This window comes from Oligella ureolytica DSM 18253, from assembly GCF_000373745.1.
Taxonomy (GTDB): domain Bacteria; phylum Pseudomonadota; class Gammaproteobacteria; order Burkholderiales; family Burkholderiaceae_B; genus Oligella; species Oligella ureolytica.
In genome coordinates, this window is sequence record NZ_KB892281.1 from 13,562 (window position 1) to 31,959 (window position 18,398).

General features: G+C 46.0%; 15 protein-coding genes and 1 pseudogene. 8 read left to right on the plus strand and 8 right to left on the minus strand.

The annotated features are described in order from the left end of the window. The first annotated feature begins 58 nt into the window (after window positions 1–58). Complete coding sequence (gene gdhA / locus B092_RS0101420) at window positions 59–1,411, plus strand: NADP-specific glutamate dehydrogenase (protein WP_018573459.1); 1,353 nt, start codon at window positions 59–61, stop codon at window positions 1,409–1,411. Between the two features lie 93 nt (window positions 1,412–1,504). Here the strand turns inward: gdhA and accD are convergent, their stop codons facing one another. The 4 genes from accD to B092_RS0101440 all read right to left on the minus strand — a co-directional run bounded on the left by accD (window position 1,505) and on the right by B092_RS0101440 (window position 6,821). Beyond that, window positions 1,505–2,377, minus strand: a complete 873-nt coding sequence (accD, locus tag B092_RS0101425; protein WP_026253523.1) for an acetyl-CoA carboxylase, carboxyltransferase subunit beta — start codon at window positions 2,375–2,377, stop codon at window positions 1,505–1,507. Between the two features lie 5 nt (window positions 2,378–2,382). Next, the gene (gene trpA / locus B092_RS0101430; protein ID WP_018573461.1) at window positions 2,383–3,216 is read right to left on the minus strand and encodes a tryptophan synthase subunit alpha; all 834 of its coding nucleotides are present in this window, start codon (window positions 3,214–3,216) and stop codon (window positions 2,383–2,385) included. Between the two features lie 12 nt (window positions 3,217–3,228). Then, window positions 3,229–4,428, minus strand: coding sequence for a tryptophan synthase subunit beta (gene trpB, locus B092_RS0101435; RefSeq protein ID WP_018573462.1), 1,200 nt, complete (start codon window positions 4,426–4,428; stop codon window positions 3,229–3,231). 65 nt (window positions 4,429–4,493) lie between these two features. Continuing rightward, a complete protein-coding gene (locus tag B092_RS0101440; RefSeq protein ID WP_018573463.1) occupies window positions 4,494–6,821 on the minus strand; it encodes a RelA/SpoT family protein in 2,328 nt (775 codons plus the stop codon). Window positions 6,822–6,940: 119 nt separating this feature from the next. On the opposite strand from B092_RS0101440, the gene B092_RS0101445 reads away from it, so the two are divergent. Next, window positions 6,941–7,477, plus strand: a complete 537-nt coding sequence (locus B092_RS0101445) for a flavodoxin family protein (protein ID WP_018573464.1) — start codon at window positions 6,941–6,943, stop codon at window positions 7,475–7,477. On the opposite strand, the gene pncB is transcribed toward B092_RS0101445, so the two are convergent. Further along, entirely contained in the window at window positions 7,474–8,676 is a 1,203-nt protein-coding gene (gene pncB, locus B092_RS0101450) for a nicotinate phosphoribosyltransferase (RefSeq protein WP_018573465.1), read from the minus strand. The two genes, B092_RS0101445 and pncB, sit on opposite strands and share 4 nt — an antisense overlap. A gap of 149 nt (window positions 8,677–8,825) precedes the next feature. Here pncB and fdxA point away from each other — a divergent pair, with 149 nt between their 5' ends. From fdxA to B092_RS0101480, 6 genes and pseudogenes are all read left to right on the plus strand, one after another. Beyond that, the gene (gene fdxA / locus B092_RS0101455; RefSeq protein WP_018573466.1) at window positions 8,826–9,149 is read left to right on the plus strand and encodes a ferredoxin FdxA; all 324 of its coding nucleotides are present in this window, start codon (window positions 8,826–8,828) and stop codon (window positions 9,147–9,149) included. Between the two features lie 19 nt (window positions 9,150–9,168). After that, entirely contained in the window at window positions 9,169–9,954 is a 786-nt protein-coding gene (locus B092_RS0101460) for a ferredoxin--NADP reductase (RefSeq protein ID WP_018573467.1), read from the plus strand. A gap of 85 nt (window positions 9,955–10,039) precedes the next feature. Beyond that, window positions 10,040–11,251: pseudogene (locus tag B092_RS0101465) on the plus strand (polyhydroxyalkanoate depolymerase); the annotation flags it as partial. A 540-nt stretch (window positions 11,252–11,791) separates the two neighbouring features. Then, complete coding sequence (gene rsxB / locus B092_RS0101470; RefSeq protein WP_018573469.1) at window positions 11,792–12,469, plus strand: electron transport complex subunit RsxB; 678 nt, start codon at window positions 11,792–11,794, stop codon at window positions 12,467–12,469. Next, the gene (gene nth / locus B092_RS0101475; RefSeq protein ID WP_018573470.1) at window positions 12,462–13,157 is read left to right on the plus strand and encodes an endonuclease III; all 696 of its coding nucleotides are present in this window, start codon (window positions 12,462–12,464) and stop codon (window positions 13,155–13,157) included. Before rsxB ends, nth begins: the two co-directional genes overlap by 8 nt. A 21-nt stretch (window positions 13,158–13,178) precedes the next feature. Beyond that, entirely contained in the window at window positions 13,179–14,342 is a 1,164-nt protein-coding gene (locus B092_RS0101480; RefSeq protein ID WP_018573471.1) for a metallophosphoesterase, read from the plus strand. Between the two features lie 59 nt (window positions 14,343–14,401). Here B092_RS0101480 and B092_RS0101485 read toward each other — a convergent pair whose 3' ends face one another. The 3 genes from B092_RS0101485 to clpS form a co-directional block, all read right to left on the minus strand. Next, window positions 14,402–15,550: an ABC transporter substrate-binding protein gene (locus tag B092_RS0101485; RefSeq protein ID WP_051077695.1), complete on the minus strand. Its 1,149-nt coding sequence runs from the start codon at window positions 15,548–15,550 to the stop codon at window positions 14,402–14,404. A gap of 108 nt (window positions 15,551–15,658) precedes the next feature. Further along, window positions 15,659–17,971, minus strand: a complete 2,313-nt coding sequence (clpA, locus tag B092_RS0101490; protein WP_018573473.1) for an ATP-dependent Clp protease ATP-binding subunit ClpA — start codon at window positions 17,969–17,971, stop codon at window positions 15,659–15,661. 67 nt (window positions 17,972–18,038) lie between these two features. Further along, on the minus strand, window positions 18,039–18,347 hold the full coding sequence (gene clpS, locus B092_RS0101495; protein WP_018573474.1) for an ATP-dependent Clp protease adapter ClpS: 309 nt from the start codon (window positions 18,345–18,347) through the stop codon (window positions 18,039–18,041). Between the last annotated feature and the right edge of the window lie 51 nt (window positions 18,348–18,398).

Below are 18,398 nucleotides of genomic sequence, written 5' to 3' on the forward strand. Positions count from 1 at the left end.
GCTTACAATAGGAAAATAGATAGTCGATAAAACTTCTCTATTTTCCTATTACAAGATCATGAGCTACTTAGATAACGTCTTCAGTCACTTTCATCAACATAATCCACACCAGCCCGAATTTACCCAAGCGGTACATGAAGTGCTGGAGACTTTAGCACCTTTATTTGAGCGCGAATCAAAGTACGAAGAACACAGCATTTTAGAGCGCATCATCGAACCTGAAAGACAAATTGTTTTCCGTGTGGCTTGGACGGATGATACGGGCAAAGTGAGAGTCAATCGAGGTTTTCGTATCCAATACAACTCAGCCCTCGGTCCATACAAAGGGGGTATTCGCTTTCACCCGACGGTTTCCCCCAGTGTAATTAAGTTTCTCGGCTTCGAGCAAATCTTCAAAAATGCACTCACCGGTTTATCAATCGGTGGCGCCAAAGGCGGCGCTGACTTTGATCCTAAAGACAAATCACCAGGTGAAGTGATGCGTTTTTGCCAAGCTTATATCACGGAGCTTTATCGTCATATAGGTGCGACGGTCGATGTACCTGCCGGTGATATCGGCGTCGGCTCCAGAGAAATTGGTTATATGTTTGGTCAGTATAAGCGCATTACCGGCCGCTATGAGGGTGTACTGACAGGCAAAAGACCTCTCTGGGGTGGTTCCCTAGCTCGTACCGAAGCGACCGGCTATGGCTGTGTGTACTTTGCTCAGCATATGCTTAAAGCACGCAATAGAGACATGGAAGGTAGAATTTGTGTCGTTTCCGGTGCTGGCAATGTAGCAATCTATACCATTGAAAAACTGCAACAACTAGGGGCAATTCCCGTTACCTGTAGCGATTCTCGCGGCTTTATTTATGATAAACATGGTATCAACCTTCAAACACTTCAATCGCTCAAAGAAGGTGCCAATGAGAGCTTAGAGCTTTATTTAAAATATCACCCTGACGCAGTTTATACGCCGGTGAGTGACTACCCGGACGGACAAAACGGAGTTTGGTCGGTGCCATGCGATTTGGCCTTTCCTTGTGCAACACAAAATGAACTTAATGCCAAGGATGCTCAAACCCTCCTAGCTAATGGTTGCTTTTTAGTGTCCGAAGGTGCCAACATGCCTTCTACACCTGAAGCAGTTGAACTGTTTTTGAACGCTAAAATTTTATACGGCCCGGGTAAAGCGGCTAACGCAGGCGGTGTTGCTACCAGTCAATTAGAAATGGCGCAAAATGCCAGCATGCAACAATGGAGTTTTGAACAAGTGGATAGTCGCCTTAAGCTGATTATGGAAAATATCTATCGCCAATGCGCTCATACTGCTGAAGAGTTTGGGGAGCCTAATAACCTAGTATTAGGGGCAAATATTGCCGGATTCCGTCGCGTTGCCGATGCAATGATTGAGCAAGGCGTTTATTAATTTTAATTTTCCAAAGGTTGGGGAGTTAATCAAGAGCCATGATCAAAATGATCATGGCTCTTCTTTAATCACCTGGTAGCGTGTGAAGCAGTGCTACTCCGCCACCGCCTCATAGGATTTACGTGTAAATAAAGCAATCAAATGGGCGATGGTTGAACGCATTTCATTACGATGAACCACCATATCAATTGCGCCTTTTTTCAACAGGAATTCAGCGCGTTGGAAGCCCTCGGGCAGCTGCTCACGCACCGTTTGTTCAATAACGCGAGGACCAGCAAAACCGACTAAGGCGTTTGGCTCAGCAATGACTACATCACCCATAAAGGCGAAACTGGCTGATACGCCCCCCATTGTCGGGTCAGTTAAGACGCTGATAAATGGCAAACCGGCATCCGATAAACGAGTTAACATCGCATTGGTTTTAGCCATCTGCATAAGAGAGAATAAACTTTCCTGCATACGTGCGCCACCTGAAGCACTAACGCAAATAAAAGCGGTACGATTATCAATTGCGTACTGAACACCGCGCGCAAAACGCTCTCCGACGACAGACCCCATCGAGCCACCCATAAAGCCAAACTCAAAGCAGGCTAAAGTGGTCGGAACATGCATGATTGTACCGCCAACCACAACAATCGCGTCATTTTCTTGGGTATCCTTTATGGCTTCAGTTAAGCGGTCAGGATAACGACGAGAATCTCTAAACTTTAGAGGATCCTTGGAACGCAAATGCTCGCCAATTTCTACTCTACCCTCTGGGTCTAATAAAGAGTTGATGCGAGCACGGGCATTGATGCGCATATGGTGCCCGCAATTTGGACATACATTTAATGCTTTTTTAAGCTCATCGCTGTATAGCGCTGAGTCACAACTAGGGCATTTAACCCAAACCCCTTCTGGTACGCGTTTAGTGTTTTTATCTTCGCGATTAATTCGTGGGGGTAAAATTTTATCTAACCAACTCATCATTTTTACTCTTTTGTTACGGTTTCAAGGCCTTGGCGGATAGAAGCTAACCATTCGCCGGCACTGCTGGCCGCTACGTGATCATGCTGATCTTCAGTATGTCCTTCAATCGCAGCTTGCATGGTATTAATTAACTGGCTGCCAATGACTACTGCATCAGCAACAGACGCAATGGCACGTGCACTCTCAACATCTCGGATACCAAAACCCACACCAACCGGAATATTAACAAAACGTTTAATATTTTGTACTTTTTTCTTAACATCTTCGGTATCTAAGGTAGCGGAACCCGTCACACCTTTAAGTGAAACATAGTAAACATAGCCCTTAGCGATTTCACCGACCTTTTTGATACGTTCATCCGTGGAGGTTGGTGCGATTAAGAAAATAGGTGCTAAATCAGCTGCTTCAAAATATGCGGCAACCTCATCAAACTCTTCAGGCGGGAAATCCACGACTAACATCCCATCGACTCCGGCTTGGGAAGCTGACTGAGTAAAGTGCTCCCACCCCATCGCTTCAATAGGATTAGCATAGCCCATCAGCACAACCGGCGTTTCCTGATTTTCCTGACGGAATTGCTTAACCACCTCTAATACACCATTGAGTGTCATGCCCTTAGCCAGAGCACGCTCAGAGGCTAACTGAATCACTTTACCATCGGCCATAGGGTCCGAGAAAGGTACGCCTAACTCGATGATATCAACACCCCTTGCAACCATCTCATGCATAATAGCCACAGTGGCAGCGGCACTGGGATCACCGCAAGTAATATACGGTACTAGAGCAGCGCGCGTATTACAGCGAGTAAAAACATCATCAATTCGTTTAATAGACATCTTCTGCGCCCCTTACAACTCGATATTGCCATACTCGGCAACCGTGTGAATATCCTTATCGCCACGACCGGATAAATTAACTAAAATAATCTTATTTTTATCCATCTGCGGAGCCACGCGAGCCGCATAAGCTAAGGCGTGAGAAGATTCAAGCGCCGGAATAATGCCCTCAATTGAGCAACAGTCATGAAACGCTTTAACGGCTTCGCCATCATCAACAATATCGTAAGTAGCTAATTCCAATTCTTTTAATAAGGCATGCTCAGGACCCACGCCCGGGTAGTCCAATCCGGCAGATACTGAGTGTGTGCTTTGAACCTGGCCATCGTCATCTTGAATCACTAAGGTGCGATTACCGTGTAAAATTCCGGCCTTGCCGATATTAAGTGAGGCAGAATGAAGGCCACTCTGCACGCCCTTACCGCCCGCTTCAACGCCCACTAAACTCACATTTTCATAGGCTAAGTACGGGTGAAAAATACCGATAGCATTGGAACCCCCACCGACAGCAGCGACCACCATATCAGGCTGACGACCTGCAGCCTCCTGCATTTGCTCAATGGCTTCACGACCAATTACACACTGGAAATCTCGAACCATCTCGGGATAAGGCATAGGACCGGCAACCGTACCGATGATGTAAAAAGTATCATCAACATTGGTGACCCAATCACGCATCGCTTCATTTAGAGCGTCTTTAAGCGTTCTTGAGCCGCTCTCGACAGGAACCACTGTCGCGCCCAAAAGCCTCATACGATAGACATTAAGTGCCTGACGACGCACATCTTCGGCGCCCATATAAACGACACACTCTAAACCATAACGTGCAGCCACTGTGGCGGTCGCTACACCGTGTTGACCGGCACCGGTTTCTGCAATAATACGTGTCTTGCCCATGCGACGAGCAAGCAAAATCTGACCGATACAGTTATTAATTTTATGCGCGCCGGTGTGATTTAAATCCTCACGTTTAAACCAAATTTGTGCACCACCCAGCAACTCGGACCAGCGCTTGGCATGGTAGACCGGACTCGGGCGTCCAACGAAGTGCTTGAGCTCATAATCATACTCAGCTAAAAACTCAGCATCGTCTTTGTATTTTAAATAGGCTTCTTTTAGCTCATCTAGAGCGTGAACCAAGGTCTCCGCCACAAAGCGGCCACCGAAACGCCCAAAATGTCCTGACTCATCAGGATAGTTGTACTCTCTCAAGAGACCTCCGCTAATTCTTCAAGTAAATAGTTGATTTTACCTCAATTTGCTTAGCAATATACTGACTAAGAGCGATTCACCGAATGCACCTCAGGTAACTCTGAAATTGCACTAATGACTTTACGCACATCACTACCGCCTCGCACTTCAACGGTATATAACAAATTGGCTTTGCCTTGCCGACTTTGTGTATTGAGACCCGCAACATTAATCTTATGCTTGGAAAACAATTCCGTAATATCGCGAATCAAACCCGGTCGGTCCAACGCTGATACAGAAATATTGATAGGATACAAACGATCCTCCGTGTTACCCCAATCAACCTCAATAATTCGCTCAGGATGCTTTAATTCTAAAGCCTTGATACTAGGACAACCCTCGCGGTGTATGGTCACCCCACGTCCACGAGTAATGAAGCCGTGAATCTTATCGGGAGGAGCGGGATGGCAGCAACCGGCCAACTGAGTTAGGAGTGAATCAACACCAACGACTAAAACGCCATTTTTGCTATCTGTATTGATTTGCGATTGATGCTGACGGCTCAACACCTCTTTGTCAGGACTTGGCTCTTCCTGCTCAACAAAGGCTTGGGCAATATTGCGCAGGCTAAACTCTTCTTTTGCTGCTGACACGTACAAGTCCTCAGCATGACTAAAGCCAAGCTTCTGCGCTAACTGCTCAAGATTGGTGGCAGTTTTACCAAGCCGCTGCAACTCTTTTTCTACCAAATCCTGACCGGTAGAAATACGCTGTTGCAACTCAACGGCATTAAACCAAAGCCTGACTTTCGCTCGCGCTCTCGGGCTGGCTAAATAGCCCAATTGTGTATTGAGCCAATCACGAGAGGGACCGCCTGACTTTGCGGCAATAATCTCGACGGTCTGACCCGTTTGCAACGGTGTATTTAATGCCACCATATTGCCATCTACCTTGGCACCACGACAGCGGTGGCCCAGATCGGTATGCAATCGATAAGCAAAGTCGACCGGCGTACTCCCCTCGGGTAGCTCAATAACTCGTGCTTGAGGAGTTAAGACATAAATACGTGAGAAATTTTTTTGATCGACCGGCTTCCCAGGTATAGACTCCTTGTCTTTAATAAGGTGGCCTTCAGCGCTCTCTTCTAAAGCGAATTCTCCAGTAGAAGCACCTAAAATTTCCTCTTGTAATTGTGAGGCTTCCTGCTCGGACAAGCCCTCTTCACGGCGCCATGACAGCAACTGTCGCATCCACGAGATCTGTCGATCATATAAGCTTGAAGCGGATGTTTCCCCACCCTTGGCTCCTGATTCCTTGTAGCGCCAGTGAGCTGCCATGCCATACTCAGCAAACTCATGCATTTCGTGCGTGCGAATTTGCACCTCAAAATTACGACCATGCTCATCCTGAACGACCGTGTGTAATGAGCGATAACCGTTAGGTTTTGGCCTTGCAATATAATCATCAAACTCATTCATAACCGGTGTCCAAAGGGAATGAGCCATGGACAATGCCGTATAACAATCTCGCTCCGTACCAGTTACGATACGAATCGCATGCAAATCATAAATTTCTTCAAATGAGAGATTTTTATTGCGCATCTTATTGTAAATACTATAGATATGCTTGGCTCGACCTGATACATCAGCCTTAACATTGAGCTGATGTAGGTTTTTCTTGAGCTTAGCAATAAAATCCTCCACCATTGACTCACGCTCGGTGCGTCGAACCTCAAGCTTTTTGGCAATATCTCGATAGATCTCAGGTTCTAAAAATCGTAATGACAGATCTTCTAACTCCCACTTAATTTGCCATATCCCTAAGCGATTGGCCAAAGGAGCGTAAATATCACGAGTTTGTTGGGCTAAAATGACCGGGCACTGGCGCTTTGACTCGCTGTACCAACGCAGCGTTTGCAGGCGTGATGCTAAGCGCAGAATCACAATACGTAAATCAGTGGCTAATGCTAATAACATCTTACGCAGCATCTCTTGCTGGTCTTGGACAGAGTCACTATCCGTATTTTCAGCTAAGGTTGCTTGTGCACCGACACGAATTAAGGTGCGTGTACCTTGAACTAGGTTAAGTACTTCCAGACCAAAAAGATCCAAAATCTCCTGACGAGTGTCATGCGATACTTTGGGGTCCTCGCTGCTGGGCAAAACGGCTAGAATGCCGGCAATCATCGACGTGACATCCATCTGCAACAACGACAAAGAATGCAAAACGCCTTTTGCATGGCGCACACACGGTTCAGCGGTAAACATCTCTACCCCTGAAAGACGCTTTTCTGCCCACTCAATAGCTAATTGCAACTTAGCGGCATCCTTTTCACCTAAATCCTGATAAATTGGAGCTAACCAAGATTCGCTGAAGTGATGCTCATCCTCACCCGCAAGTACTTTTTTAATCATTTGAACTACTTATAAAAATCCAATCACTATCATGCTTTAGTTATAGTCATAATAGCCATTATCAACTAAGATGATTGCTATTATTTATATTAATAAGATATTTTACTTCTTAAAACAGAATGAGCTCAAATACAAAAACGTTATTAGTTATATGGCATAGTCGCACCTCCGCGTCAAAACAAGCAGCCTATGCAGCGGCTAGGGCTGCGGAAGCAACGATTGGAGAATTACTGACACTTGAGGACAGCACACAGAATCCCGACAAATACGCTGTTTTATTAAGAAAGTCATCAAAGGTCACACTGGATGAACTGCTCAAAGCGCAAAGTTATTTATTTTGCGCGCCGGAAAACCTTGCCAGTCTAAGTGGACAAATGAAGGAGTTTTTTGATTCTTTTTATTATGATTTATTAGGGAAAATTGAGGGTAGACACTATAGTGCAATCATCGCTGCAGGCACAGATGGTGCCGGCGCAAAAAAGCAACTTGAACGTATTTGTACCGGCTGGCGCTTAAATCAGGTGGTACCGAGCATCATTCTCAACACCGCCAGCGCTACCGAAGAGGAAATCCGCGCCCAAAAGCACCTCAGCCCGGAACAGATTGCCCGAGCTGAGGAAATTGGCAGTACATTGATCGCTTTATTATCGACTTAATTAGCCGTCTTCACCATCTCTTCCGGGACCGGCAAATTAAACACGTGACGTAAATAAGCCAGATAAGCCGGGTCATCACACATGGTTTTACTTGGCTCATCTGAGACCTTAGCGACCGGTTGCCCATTGCAGCTAACCATCTTCATAACAATTTGCAGCGGTTGTACGCCCATATCATTTGTTAGGTTTGTGCCGATACCAAAAGAAACCTTGGTGCGCCCCTTGAATCGCTCAGCAATTTCCATCGCCAAAGGAATATCCAAGCCGTCTGAAAAAATTAAGGATTTGTTTCTTGGGTCAACTCGATGCTTTGTGTAATGTGCAATCATCCGCTCACCCCAATCAAACGGGTCGCCTGAATCATGACGCGCGCCATCAAACAACTTGCAAAAATACAGATCAAAGTCATTTAAAAAGGCATCCAGACCGTATACATCGGATAAAGCGATGCCTAAATCACCTCGGTACTCCTTGGCCCACGTCTCAAACGCAAACACTTGTGAATCACGCAAACGCGGCCCTAAGGCCTGACAAGCCTGCAAATACTCATGCCCCATTGTCCCTAGCGGCAAAGTATCATACTCTCGTGCTAAAAGCACATTACTTGTGCCGACAAAACTGGGCCCCATCTCTTCGCGTAATGTCTTTACAACCTCGTAATGCCATGACCTTGAAAAGCGTCGTCGCGTGCCGTACTCAGCGACTTTAAAAAACTCTCCCTGCGGGTCAAAGCTTCTGATCATCTGAATTTTATCTTGCAAACGCTGTCGCCCCTCTGCCAAATCCAAATCAGGATAAGTATTGCGAAAATAAACTTCATTAACAATGGCTAAAACAGGGATCTCAAACAGAATGGTATGCAACCAGGGCCCTTTAACCTCAATCGAAATTTCATTGGGCCCTTCACCTTCACTGATAAAAAAGTTCCGCTCAGATAACTGAAACAGCCCCAAAAAATCTATAAAATCGGGCTTGATAAAACGCAGCGTACTGAGATAATCCAGCTCATCCTGCTTGAAGCGTAGGCTGCATAAATGACGAACTTCTTCTTTGATCTCATCAATATAGGGACGTAAATTTATATTTTCATTGCGACATTTAAAACGATAACCAGCATGTGCTGATGGAAACTGATGCAAAACGACCTGCATCATACTGAACTTATATAAATCCGTGTCCATTAATGAGTTGATAATCATTTTCATTCCGATAAAAGACGTAATTAATCAATACATTACCACAGTAAGGGGTTTTCGACACTTGCGGGCTTAGTATTGGTTAAAATACAAGTTATAAGTTTTAAGGGTGCGTATTTATCTACCCTATTTTATTTGGAGTTGTCTGAATCATGACACATGTAGTTACTGAAAACTGTATTAAGTGTAAATACACTGACTGTGTAGACGTTTGTCCCGTTGACTGTTTCCTCGAGGGTCCTAACTTCTTAGTGATCGACCCTGATGAGTGTATTGACTGTGCGGTCTGTGTCCCCGAATGTCCTGCCAACGCGATTTTTGCCGAGGAAGATGTGCCCGAGGATCAAGTCAGCTTTATCGAACTCAACGCAGAGTTGACCCCGCTATTCACACCCATTACACGCACGCGCGATCCTCTACCTGACGCCGACGAGTGGAATGGTGTCGAAGACAAGTTAAAGTATTTAGAAAGATAGTTATTAAGCAAGGAGCAAAATGACTGATTTACCATATACCGTTCAAACCGTTGTTGAAAAAAAGATCTGGGTTCCGGGCAAGCTTTTCTCAGTCAAAACGACAAGAGATCCTGCCTTTAGTTTTAAACCCGGTCAATACGCTCGTTTAGGCCTGGCCTTAGGTCTGGATGAGGACAACAAGACACCGCCGGCATCTGATATGACTTGGCGTGCTTTTTCTATGGTAAATCAACCGGATGACGAGCATCTTGAGTTTTTCGCCACCTTGGTGCCCGACGGCTTATTTAGCCCAAGTCTTTATGAGCTTGAGGTTAACGACACGATCTATATCGACAAAACAGCCTTCGGCTTTCTTACGATCGATCAGTTCCCTCAGGGCGGTACACTTTGGTTAGTCTCTACCGGTACAGGGCTGTCGGCTTTCTTACCCATGCTGGGTGATGAAAAAACATGGCAGCTTTTTGACAAGGTCATTTTATGTCACGGCACACGCCAGATCGATGAGTTCGCTTATACTGACTTAATTGATGAGGTCAAAGCGCGCTTTGGTGAGCGTTTTACTTATCTACCCATTTCCACCCGTGAAGCGCATAAAAATTATCCACAAAAGCGTTTTACTGATTTAATTGCCAGTGGTGAATTAGCAGAACTCGCCGGTCACCCCATGGATCCAGAAGACGGCCGTTTTATGCTCTGCGGCAACCCGGGCATGACCACAGAAGCACGAAAATTATTAGGTGAACTCGGCTTCAAATCAGGCAGACGGGGCAATTTAGGTAATTTAGCGGTTGAAAAGTACTGGTAATCATTAGCTGTTAACTTTAATTAATTGTAGTTTTCGTTTATTCCATTGAGTATTTAAAGCAAATATCACTAAGGAGATATTTAAAATGCTGTATACCTTGCATGAAATCAATCGTATTGCGCTGTCGCCATTAACTTACGCATCGTCACTCGTCGCTGAGGCTTTTTCTAACCCCTTTAGCCCTTATTCTTACTTACCGTATTCTCGTCGAGTAGCCGCACGTTACGATTTATTTAACCGTATCAGCAAAGAATATCAGAAGCCTGAGTGGGGTATCGATGAGGTCGAGATCAATGGCCAGTCTGTGAGTGTCACGCCCGAAGCTGTTATTACCAAGCCTTTCTGTCACTTGATTCACTTCAAACGCAGCGCTTCTAAAAATCCCGGTGGCGATCCTACTGTACTCATTGTTGCCCCAATGTCCGGCCATCATGCGACCTTATTGCGCGATACCGTGCGGCGTATGCTAACTGACTTTGATGTATACATCACAGACTGGGTAGATGCCCGTAACGTACCGGTAAACCAAGGTGCTTTTGACTTAGACGAATACGTTTACTATATTATTTCATTCTTACACGCATTAAATAAGCGCGTACATATCATGGCTGTCTGTCAACCAAGCGTACCGGTGTTTGGGGCAGTATCGCTTATGTCACAGCAAAATGATCCTTTAGTACCACTTAGCATGACACTAATGGGTGGTCCTATCGATACAAAGCGCTCACCTACCGTTGTTAATGACTTAGCTGATAAGCGCTCGCTTTCTTGGTTTGAAACTCAAATGATTCAGCGGGTACCGTCTCGCTACCCCGGTGCCGGGCGCTTAGTTTACCCAGGCTTCATGCAGCTCATGGGATTCATTGCAATGAATCCACGTAACCACATGAAGTCCTACTATGAATACTATCTTGATCTCATGCGCGGCAATGAACCTGAAGCCGAAAAGCATCGCTCTTTTTATGATGAGTACAATGCCGTCTGTGACCTACCTGCTGAGTTTTACTTACAAACAGTCAAAGTGGTATTCCAAGACAATGCCTTAGCAAAAGGCACATGGAAAGTCGGCAGCCATTTAATTAATCCTAGTGCCATCACGTCCACCGCCCTCCTCACGGTAGAGGGTGAATTAGACGATATTACCGGCATCGGTCAAACCAGTGCAGCCCACGATCTTACCCCCCATCTTCCAGCCGACAAAAAAGAAGCTTTTGTTGCTGAAGGCAGCGGCCACTACGGGATTTTCTCCGGTAGTCGTTGGCGTAATAATATCTTTCCCGTGGTCGCTAATTTTATTAATGCGGCCCAAGAAGACGAAGAACAGCAGTTACTTGCCCGCCTAAGGGCGGAAGTTGAGTCAGCTATTCGCAAAGAAAATGAAGCCAAGGAGCGCGCTAAAATGCGCGAACAGGCACGTATGCAACGCAAAGCCGCTGAAGAGGCCGAGATAGCCAAAGCTAAAGCCCGTGAGGAAGCGTTAGAAAAAGCAAAACAAGAGGCACTCGAAGCCGCTGAAGCGGAAGCCAAGTTATTAGCTAGCGCCAGATCTAAAGCAGCCGAAGATGCTAAAGCCAAAGCCGAAGCTGAGAAAAAAGCAGCGGCAGAAGCTGAACGCTTTGCCAAGACAGCAGAAGCTAAAGCACAGCCCCAGGCAACGACTGTCGTCGCTAAGCCTTCATCCCCGCAAACTGCATCAGGCGAGGCGGCTCAACGCACGATAGACGGTTTAGCCGCAAAGACAACCACAGCTGCAAGCACGCCCAAACAGGCAACCAGAAAGCAAGCTGCTCGCAAAACAACGCCACCTGCAGCAAAGAAGTAACATTATTTTTAAGCTATGACATCTTTAGTTGAAAAAGTGCACTCTGTTTTACCACAAACACAGTGCACTAAATGCGGTTATGATGGTTGCCTACCCTATGCCAAGGCAATAGTTGAAGGCGAAGAGATTAATCGCTGTCCTCCGGGAGGTGACGATGGCATAGCAGCACTTGCTAAGCTACTTAACCGCTCGCCTCTACCATTAAATACAGAAGAATGTGGTGAACATATTCCATTACAGCTCGCTCTCATCGAAGAGCGCCACTGTATTGGCTGTACGCTCTGTATCCAAGCCTGTCCGGTCGATGCGATTGTTGGTGCCAACAAATTTATGCATACCATCATCCCTGACCTCTGCACAGGCTGTGAGCTTTGCGTGCCACCCTGTCCGGTTGACTGCATCACAATGATCCCTGCCAATCGACAATGGAGCAATGACGATGCAAAGCATGCTTGGAAAAATTACCAAGCGCGTGAAGAGCGTTTGCAAAAGAACAAGCAAGCTGAGCTGGAGAGACTGGCCACAGCGGCTGAACGCACATTGAAAAACACATTAAATAAAAACAAGGCAACTGCTGACGCAGCCCCCGACACCACAAGTAAAGACACTAAGCAGCAAGCCATTGCAGCAGCTTTGGCAAAAGCCAGGGCTCGTCGCCAACCAACTGCTTCCTCAGAAAAAACGAATGAATAAACAAAAACGTCAAGAAATATTTGAGCGTTTCCGTGCTGCTAACCCCGAACCCACCACTGAGTTAGAATACAGTAATAATTTTCAATTACTCATTGCTGTTTTGCTATCAGCCCAAGCGACGGACGTTTCGGTCAATAAAGCCATGCAGCCTGTTTTTGCAACCGTTAAGACTGCTCAAGACTTAGTGGATATGGGGCTTGAAGATTTTACAGAAGCCATAAAAAGTATTGGCCTGTACAAAACAAAAGCAAAAAATGCACTAGCAACTGCTAAAATCCTTGTTGATCAATATGATGGCATCGTTCCTAACAGCCGCGAGGCACTGGAATCATTACCCGGCGTCGGACGTAAAACAGCAAATGTCGTATTAAATACCGCTTTTGGTCAGGTTGCCATGGCTGTCGATACGCATATTTTTCGAGTGTCAAATCGCACCGGAGTAGCCAAAGGTAAAAATGTCTTAGAGGTAGAGCAAAGGCTACTACGCTTGGTACCCAAGGAATTCTTACTGGATGCTCATCATTGGCTAATCCTCCACGGCAGGTATGTCTGTACAGCACGCTCACCCAAATGCTGGCAGTGCGGTATTAGTGATCTATGCGAATTTAAGGACAAACAGCCAAGCCCAGCTGCCAAAAAGCGCACGACTGCCAAAAAAACGACAAAAACACAAGCAAAAAAACAGTAGGTCTACAGTAAAGGAGTTAAGTTGGTTATTCATCTTGTCGGTTTAATTATATTTGTCTATATCTTTATCCGCTTGATTCGCCCCCTTCCACTGCGTTGGTGGTTCAAGCTAAGTTACGCCGGCATTGCCTTTTTAGCGACTCAAGTTCACTTATTACAAAAATATCTGCTTGGTGGTTTGGCCGCTCCGGAAATTCCGGGTTGGCTAATCATGACCCTAGGCTGGGCCTTTGCCTCTATGATGCTCTTGGCATGCTCATTATTACTGCGAGATTTGCTACTTTTATTAACCTATTCCCTTAACAAAGGGGAGCGGATTAGGCAGAAAATTCTGTCTCCTTTAAATAGTAGTTTCATGATCATGTTCTCGACATTTATTTGTGCTGTTGGCGTCTGGCGAGCGGTCAGCTTTCCTACCGTTAGCCACATTGAACTGTATTTTGATAAATTACCACCTGCTTTTGATGGCTATCGTATTGCCCACCTCACCGATCTCCATGCGAGTCGTTTATTACCGGAATCATGGCTCGGCGAGACTCTTAGAATCACAAGTCGTTTAAAACCGGATCTGGTTCTGATAACCGGTGACTTAATTGATGGCACACCGGAAAAGCGGCGTCAAGATATGCGTGCTTTTAAGAAACTCGATGCACCTGACGGAGCGTGGGCTGCCCTAGGCAATCATGAGTATTATTCGGGGCTAAATGATTGGCTTGAGGCCTTTAAAACGATTGGTCTACCGGTGTTGGTTAATGAAAATATTCGTATCCAACGCGGCTCAGAAGAAATTGTGATTGCGGCAATCTCAGATATAGCGGCCAAACGCTTTGACGAAGAAATGCCGGACATTGATAAGGCGCTTGCAGGCACAAAAGAAAGCGATATGCTTATTTTAATGAGCCACCGCCCTATCAACGCTCAGACCCATGCTGACAAAGGGGTCAGCCTTCAATTGTCCGGTCACACACATGGCGGACAGATTATTGCCTTGAACTTACTTACAAAAATAATGAATCAAGGCTTTTTAATGGGTCTATATAAAGTTGACGATATGTATCTTTACTTAAACCGTGGCACCGGTCTCTGGGGCGGCATGCCCGTACGCATCGGCGTAGAAGCAGAAATTGCTGAGATTACTTTACGTACAACAAAAAAGACCGAGCCAGAGACTGAGGCTACTCACTAAGCAGCCGTCAGCATACGCAACAGACTGAAGTGGGCCGCCCACTACTCACGATGGAGCACTCAGTCTGCAGCGTAAACGAACCTGCCGTCTTTGACTTGGCCCATCACCGCCGCACGCTCATCAAAACCTTGGTGGTCTTGAGGCGTAACATTTAACACTCCGGTGGGTACGACGAGATCCTTAGTGTTTTCAAGTGCTTCTCGTAGAGCAACACGAAACTCAACGGTACCGGGCTTATGACCTTGCGCCAAGGTGCGCTCTACAGCTGCATCCGCTAGGATCCATGCGCCCCATGCATCGCTAGTGAATTGAGTCGCGGTGCCCTCGCCATAGTTTGCTTCATACATCTCAACAAATTTAACTGCTTCCTCTTTGACCGGGTGATCTGATGCTAAGGTCCTAGCAACGACACTTGGTCCGGTTGGAAATAGCGTATCCTCGACCACTGCACCACCGACCTGCAAGAACTCAGGCGTCGCAATACCATGTGTCTGGTAAATTTGGCCTTGGTAACCTCGCTCTTTTAATGTTTGCTGAGGCAATACGGCGGGTGTACCGGAGCCTGCGATTAAAATGGCGTCGGGCTTAGCACTCATCAACTTCAACACCTGACCCATGGTGCTATTATCAGTACGCTGAAAGGACTCTTTAGCCACAATATCAAGCTTATCCACTGCTGCATCAGAAAACTCACGCCACCAACTATCACCATAAGCGTCAGCAAAACCGATATAAGCCACTTTTTTAAAGCCTCGCTTTAGCATATCTTCAACGACGGCTTGTGCCATGAGATCGTCATTTTGGGACATTTTATAAGCCCATTGACGACCACCCTCACCTACCGGTTGCACCACGCTACCCGATCCCACTAAAGAAATCATTGGCGTTTGAGTTTCTCGCAACACATCCAAAATAGCCAAAGCCGCAGCGGTAATATTTGGTCCGACCAAGAGGTCTATTTTGTCTTCAGAGGTCATTTTGCGAACGTTACGGACTGCTTTACTGACATCAGTCGCATCATCAAGAATGATATAACGTGCAGGCTCGCCACCCAATGTATCAGGCCACAATGCCATCGCATTTTGCGACTGAATACCAATCGCCGCAGCAGGCCCTGTATTAGAAATAGTGACACCGACAACAACCTCAGCCATTGTCACCGTAGGTAAGACAAGAGCTAGCAACGTACTGATTAGTATTTTTTTCATTTTTATAGTAACTGAAGAAATTAATAATGCGCGTTTATCTAAACACAAAGACTAAGCTAAACCAAGCGATTGAGCCGATTTAGCTTAATTAATTACATGCTGACTGAATTAGTTAACTGCTTCAGCCTTCTTTTTCTTTTTAGGTTTTGGAGCTTCAAAATCAAGTTGGATTTTATCCTCATCCGTGATATCAACACTCACAAAACCGCCATTTTCCAAGCGACCAAAAAGCAGCTCATCGGCTAAAGCACGGCGGATCTTATTTTGGATCAGACGGTGCATTGGTCGTGCACCCAGATGCGGATCAAAACCATGCTCAGCCAAATAAGCACGCAACTTATCACTAAAGACAACATCAACTTGCTTAAGCTGTAACTGCTGCTCAAGCTCAATTAAGAACTTATCCACCACTCGTAAAATAATATCACGGTCGAGTGCCGCAAAAGAAATAATAGCATCGAGACGATTACGAAACTCCGGCGTAAAGGTCCGGTTAATCTCTATCATCTCATCACCTTGCTGACTGCTTTGTGTAAAGCCAATGGTGCTTTTACTTAAGCTCTGAGCTCCAGCATTGGTGGTCATAATAATGACCACATTGCGGAAATCTGCTTTGCGACCATTGGTATCGGTCAAGGTACCGTGATCCATCACCTGCAAGAGGATGTTATAAATTGCCGGGTTGGCTTTTTCAATCTCGTCAAGCAGCAACACACAGTGCGGATGCTTGTTGATTTGCTCGGTCAGTAAGCCGCCATCATCATAGCCCACATAGCCCGGAGGCGCACCGATGAGACGTGAGACGGCGTGCGCTTCCATGTATTCAGACATATCAAAACGCACCAACTCAATCCCTAACGCCTCGGCCAACTGCTTAGAGACCTCGGTCTTACCGACACCTGTCGGACCGCTAAATAAGAACGAACCGATGGGCTTATCCTCTCTACCCAAGCCGGAATGCGCCATTTTCATCGCGGCAGCTAAGGTGATGATAGCCTCATCTTGACCGAAAATAGTGGCTTTAAGCTCTGCCTCCAAGTTTTGTAATTTGCTACGCTCATCACTGGATACCGCTGCCACCGGAATTCTGGCCATCTTGGCAATTGTCGCCTCAATCTCAGGCTTACCCAAGAGCTTTTTCTGACGCGATTTAGGTAATAATCGTTGTGCTGCTCCTGCCTCATCAAGCACATCAATGGCCTTATCGGGTAAAAATCGATCATTGATATAACGCTCTGATAACTCGGCCGCTGCCTCAACTGCTGCTTGACTATAGCGTATCTCGTGATACGCCTCAAAACGGGACTTTAAGCCCTTAAGGATATCAATCGTTTCCTCTACGCTTGGCTCAATCACATCAACCTTTTGGAATCGACGCGACAAGGCGTGGTCTTTTTCGAAAATGCCACGATATTCTTTGTACGTCGTCGCCCCCATACAGCGCAACTTACCGGACGATAAAGCAGGCTTTAATAAATTACTCGCATCCATCGTGCTGCCGGAGGTAGAGCCCGCACCAATCATGGTGTGAACTTCATCGATAAAGAGAATAGAATTATCGATCGTCTCTAATTGCTTTAGTAACGCCTTAATTCGTTGCTCAAAATCACCGCGATACTTGGTGCCTGCCAGCAACGAACCCATATCCAGAGAGTAAATCTTGGCTGTTTTTAAAACATCGGGAACCTTGGCACTCACAATCCGTTGAGCTAATCCCTCCGCAATCGCTGTCTTGCCGACGCCGGCTTCACCCACTAGTAGAGGGTTGTTTTTGCGACGACGACATAGCACCTGAACCACGCGATCCAACTCGTGCTCTCGACCCACGACGGGGTCTAATCGACCTTGTCTGGCCAATTCATTTAAATCAACCGCCCACTGCTGCAAAGGACTGCTCGCCTCATCTTCGGGTGCTTCGCTGGATTCATTGCTGATCACTCGTGGTGCCGGTGCCTTTGACTGGTTGTCTTTGCTGGCACCGTGCGATAAATACTCAATAATATCAATGCGGCTAATCTCTTGTTCTTGTAAATAATAGACCGCATGAGAATCTTTTTCTGAAAACAAAGAGACCAGAATATGGGCCCCGGTCACCTGCCGTTTGGCATTATCAGAGCCTGCTGAGCCTTGGGTCGCATTGACATGCATAACGGCTCGCTGTATCACTCGCTGAAACCCTAATGTTGGCTGCGCATCACCATGATCATCATCGGCAACGACGGGCGTATTATCCTCAATAAAGGTTGAAAGCTGCTTTTCCAGCAGGGGAAGATTAGCGTGGCAAGCATGCAGAGCTTCTACTGCCTCGTTATTGTCCAACAAAGCCAATAGTAAGTGCTCAACTGTCACGAACTCATGACGTCGCGTACGAGCCGAGACAAAGGCTAGGTGAATCGTCACTTCGAGTTCTTGGGAAATCATAATTGTACCTCTGTTAATATCAGCCGGAGCAAAGCTTCATAACTGATTATTCTACTAGTAATTGCATTTAAACTGGTTCACAGGAACAACGCAAGGGATATTCGTGCTGCCTAGCATAATCCCTAACTAGCTTGACCTTACTCATCGCAATATCGCGACTAAAGACACCACATACTGCCTTGCCCTCATGATGAACCTTAAGCATAAGAGCAACTGCACGCTCAACATCAAAGGAAAAAAATCGTTGTAAAACCTCAACCACAAAGTCCGTTGTGGTGAAATCATCATTGTGCATAAGGACTTGATAAAAAGAAGGCGGCTTCAATTTAGCTGTTTGCTTCTTTTTTGTGGTGACAATTTCTGTGTTAGTAGACATTTTTGATAAGACAATAAATTAAAATCGACCTAAGAAAACTAAATAATCCAA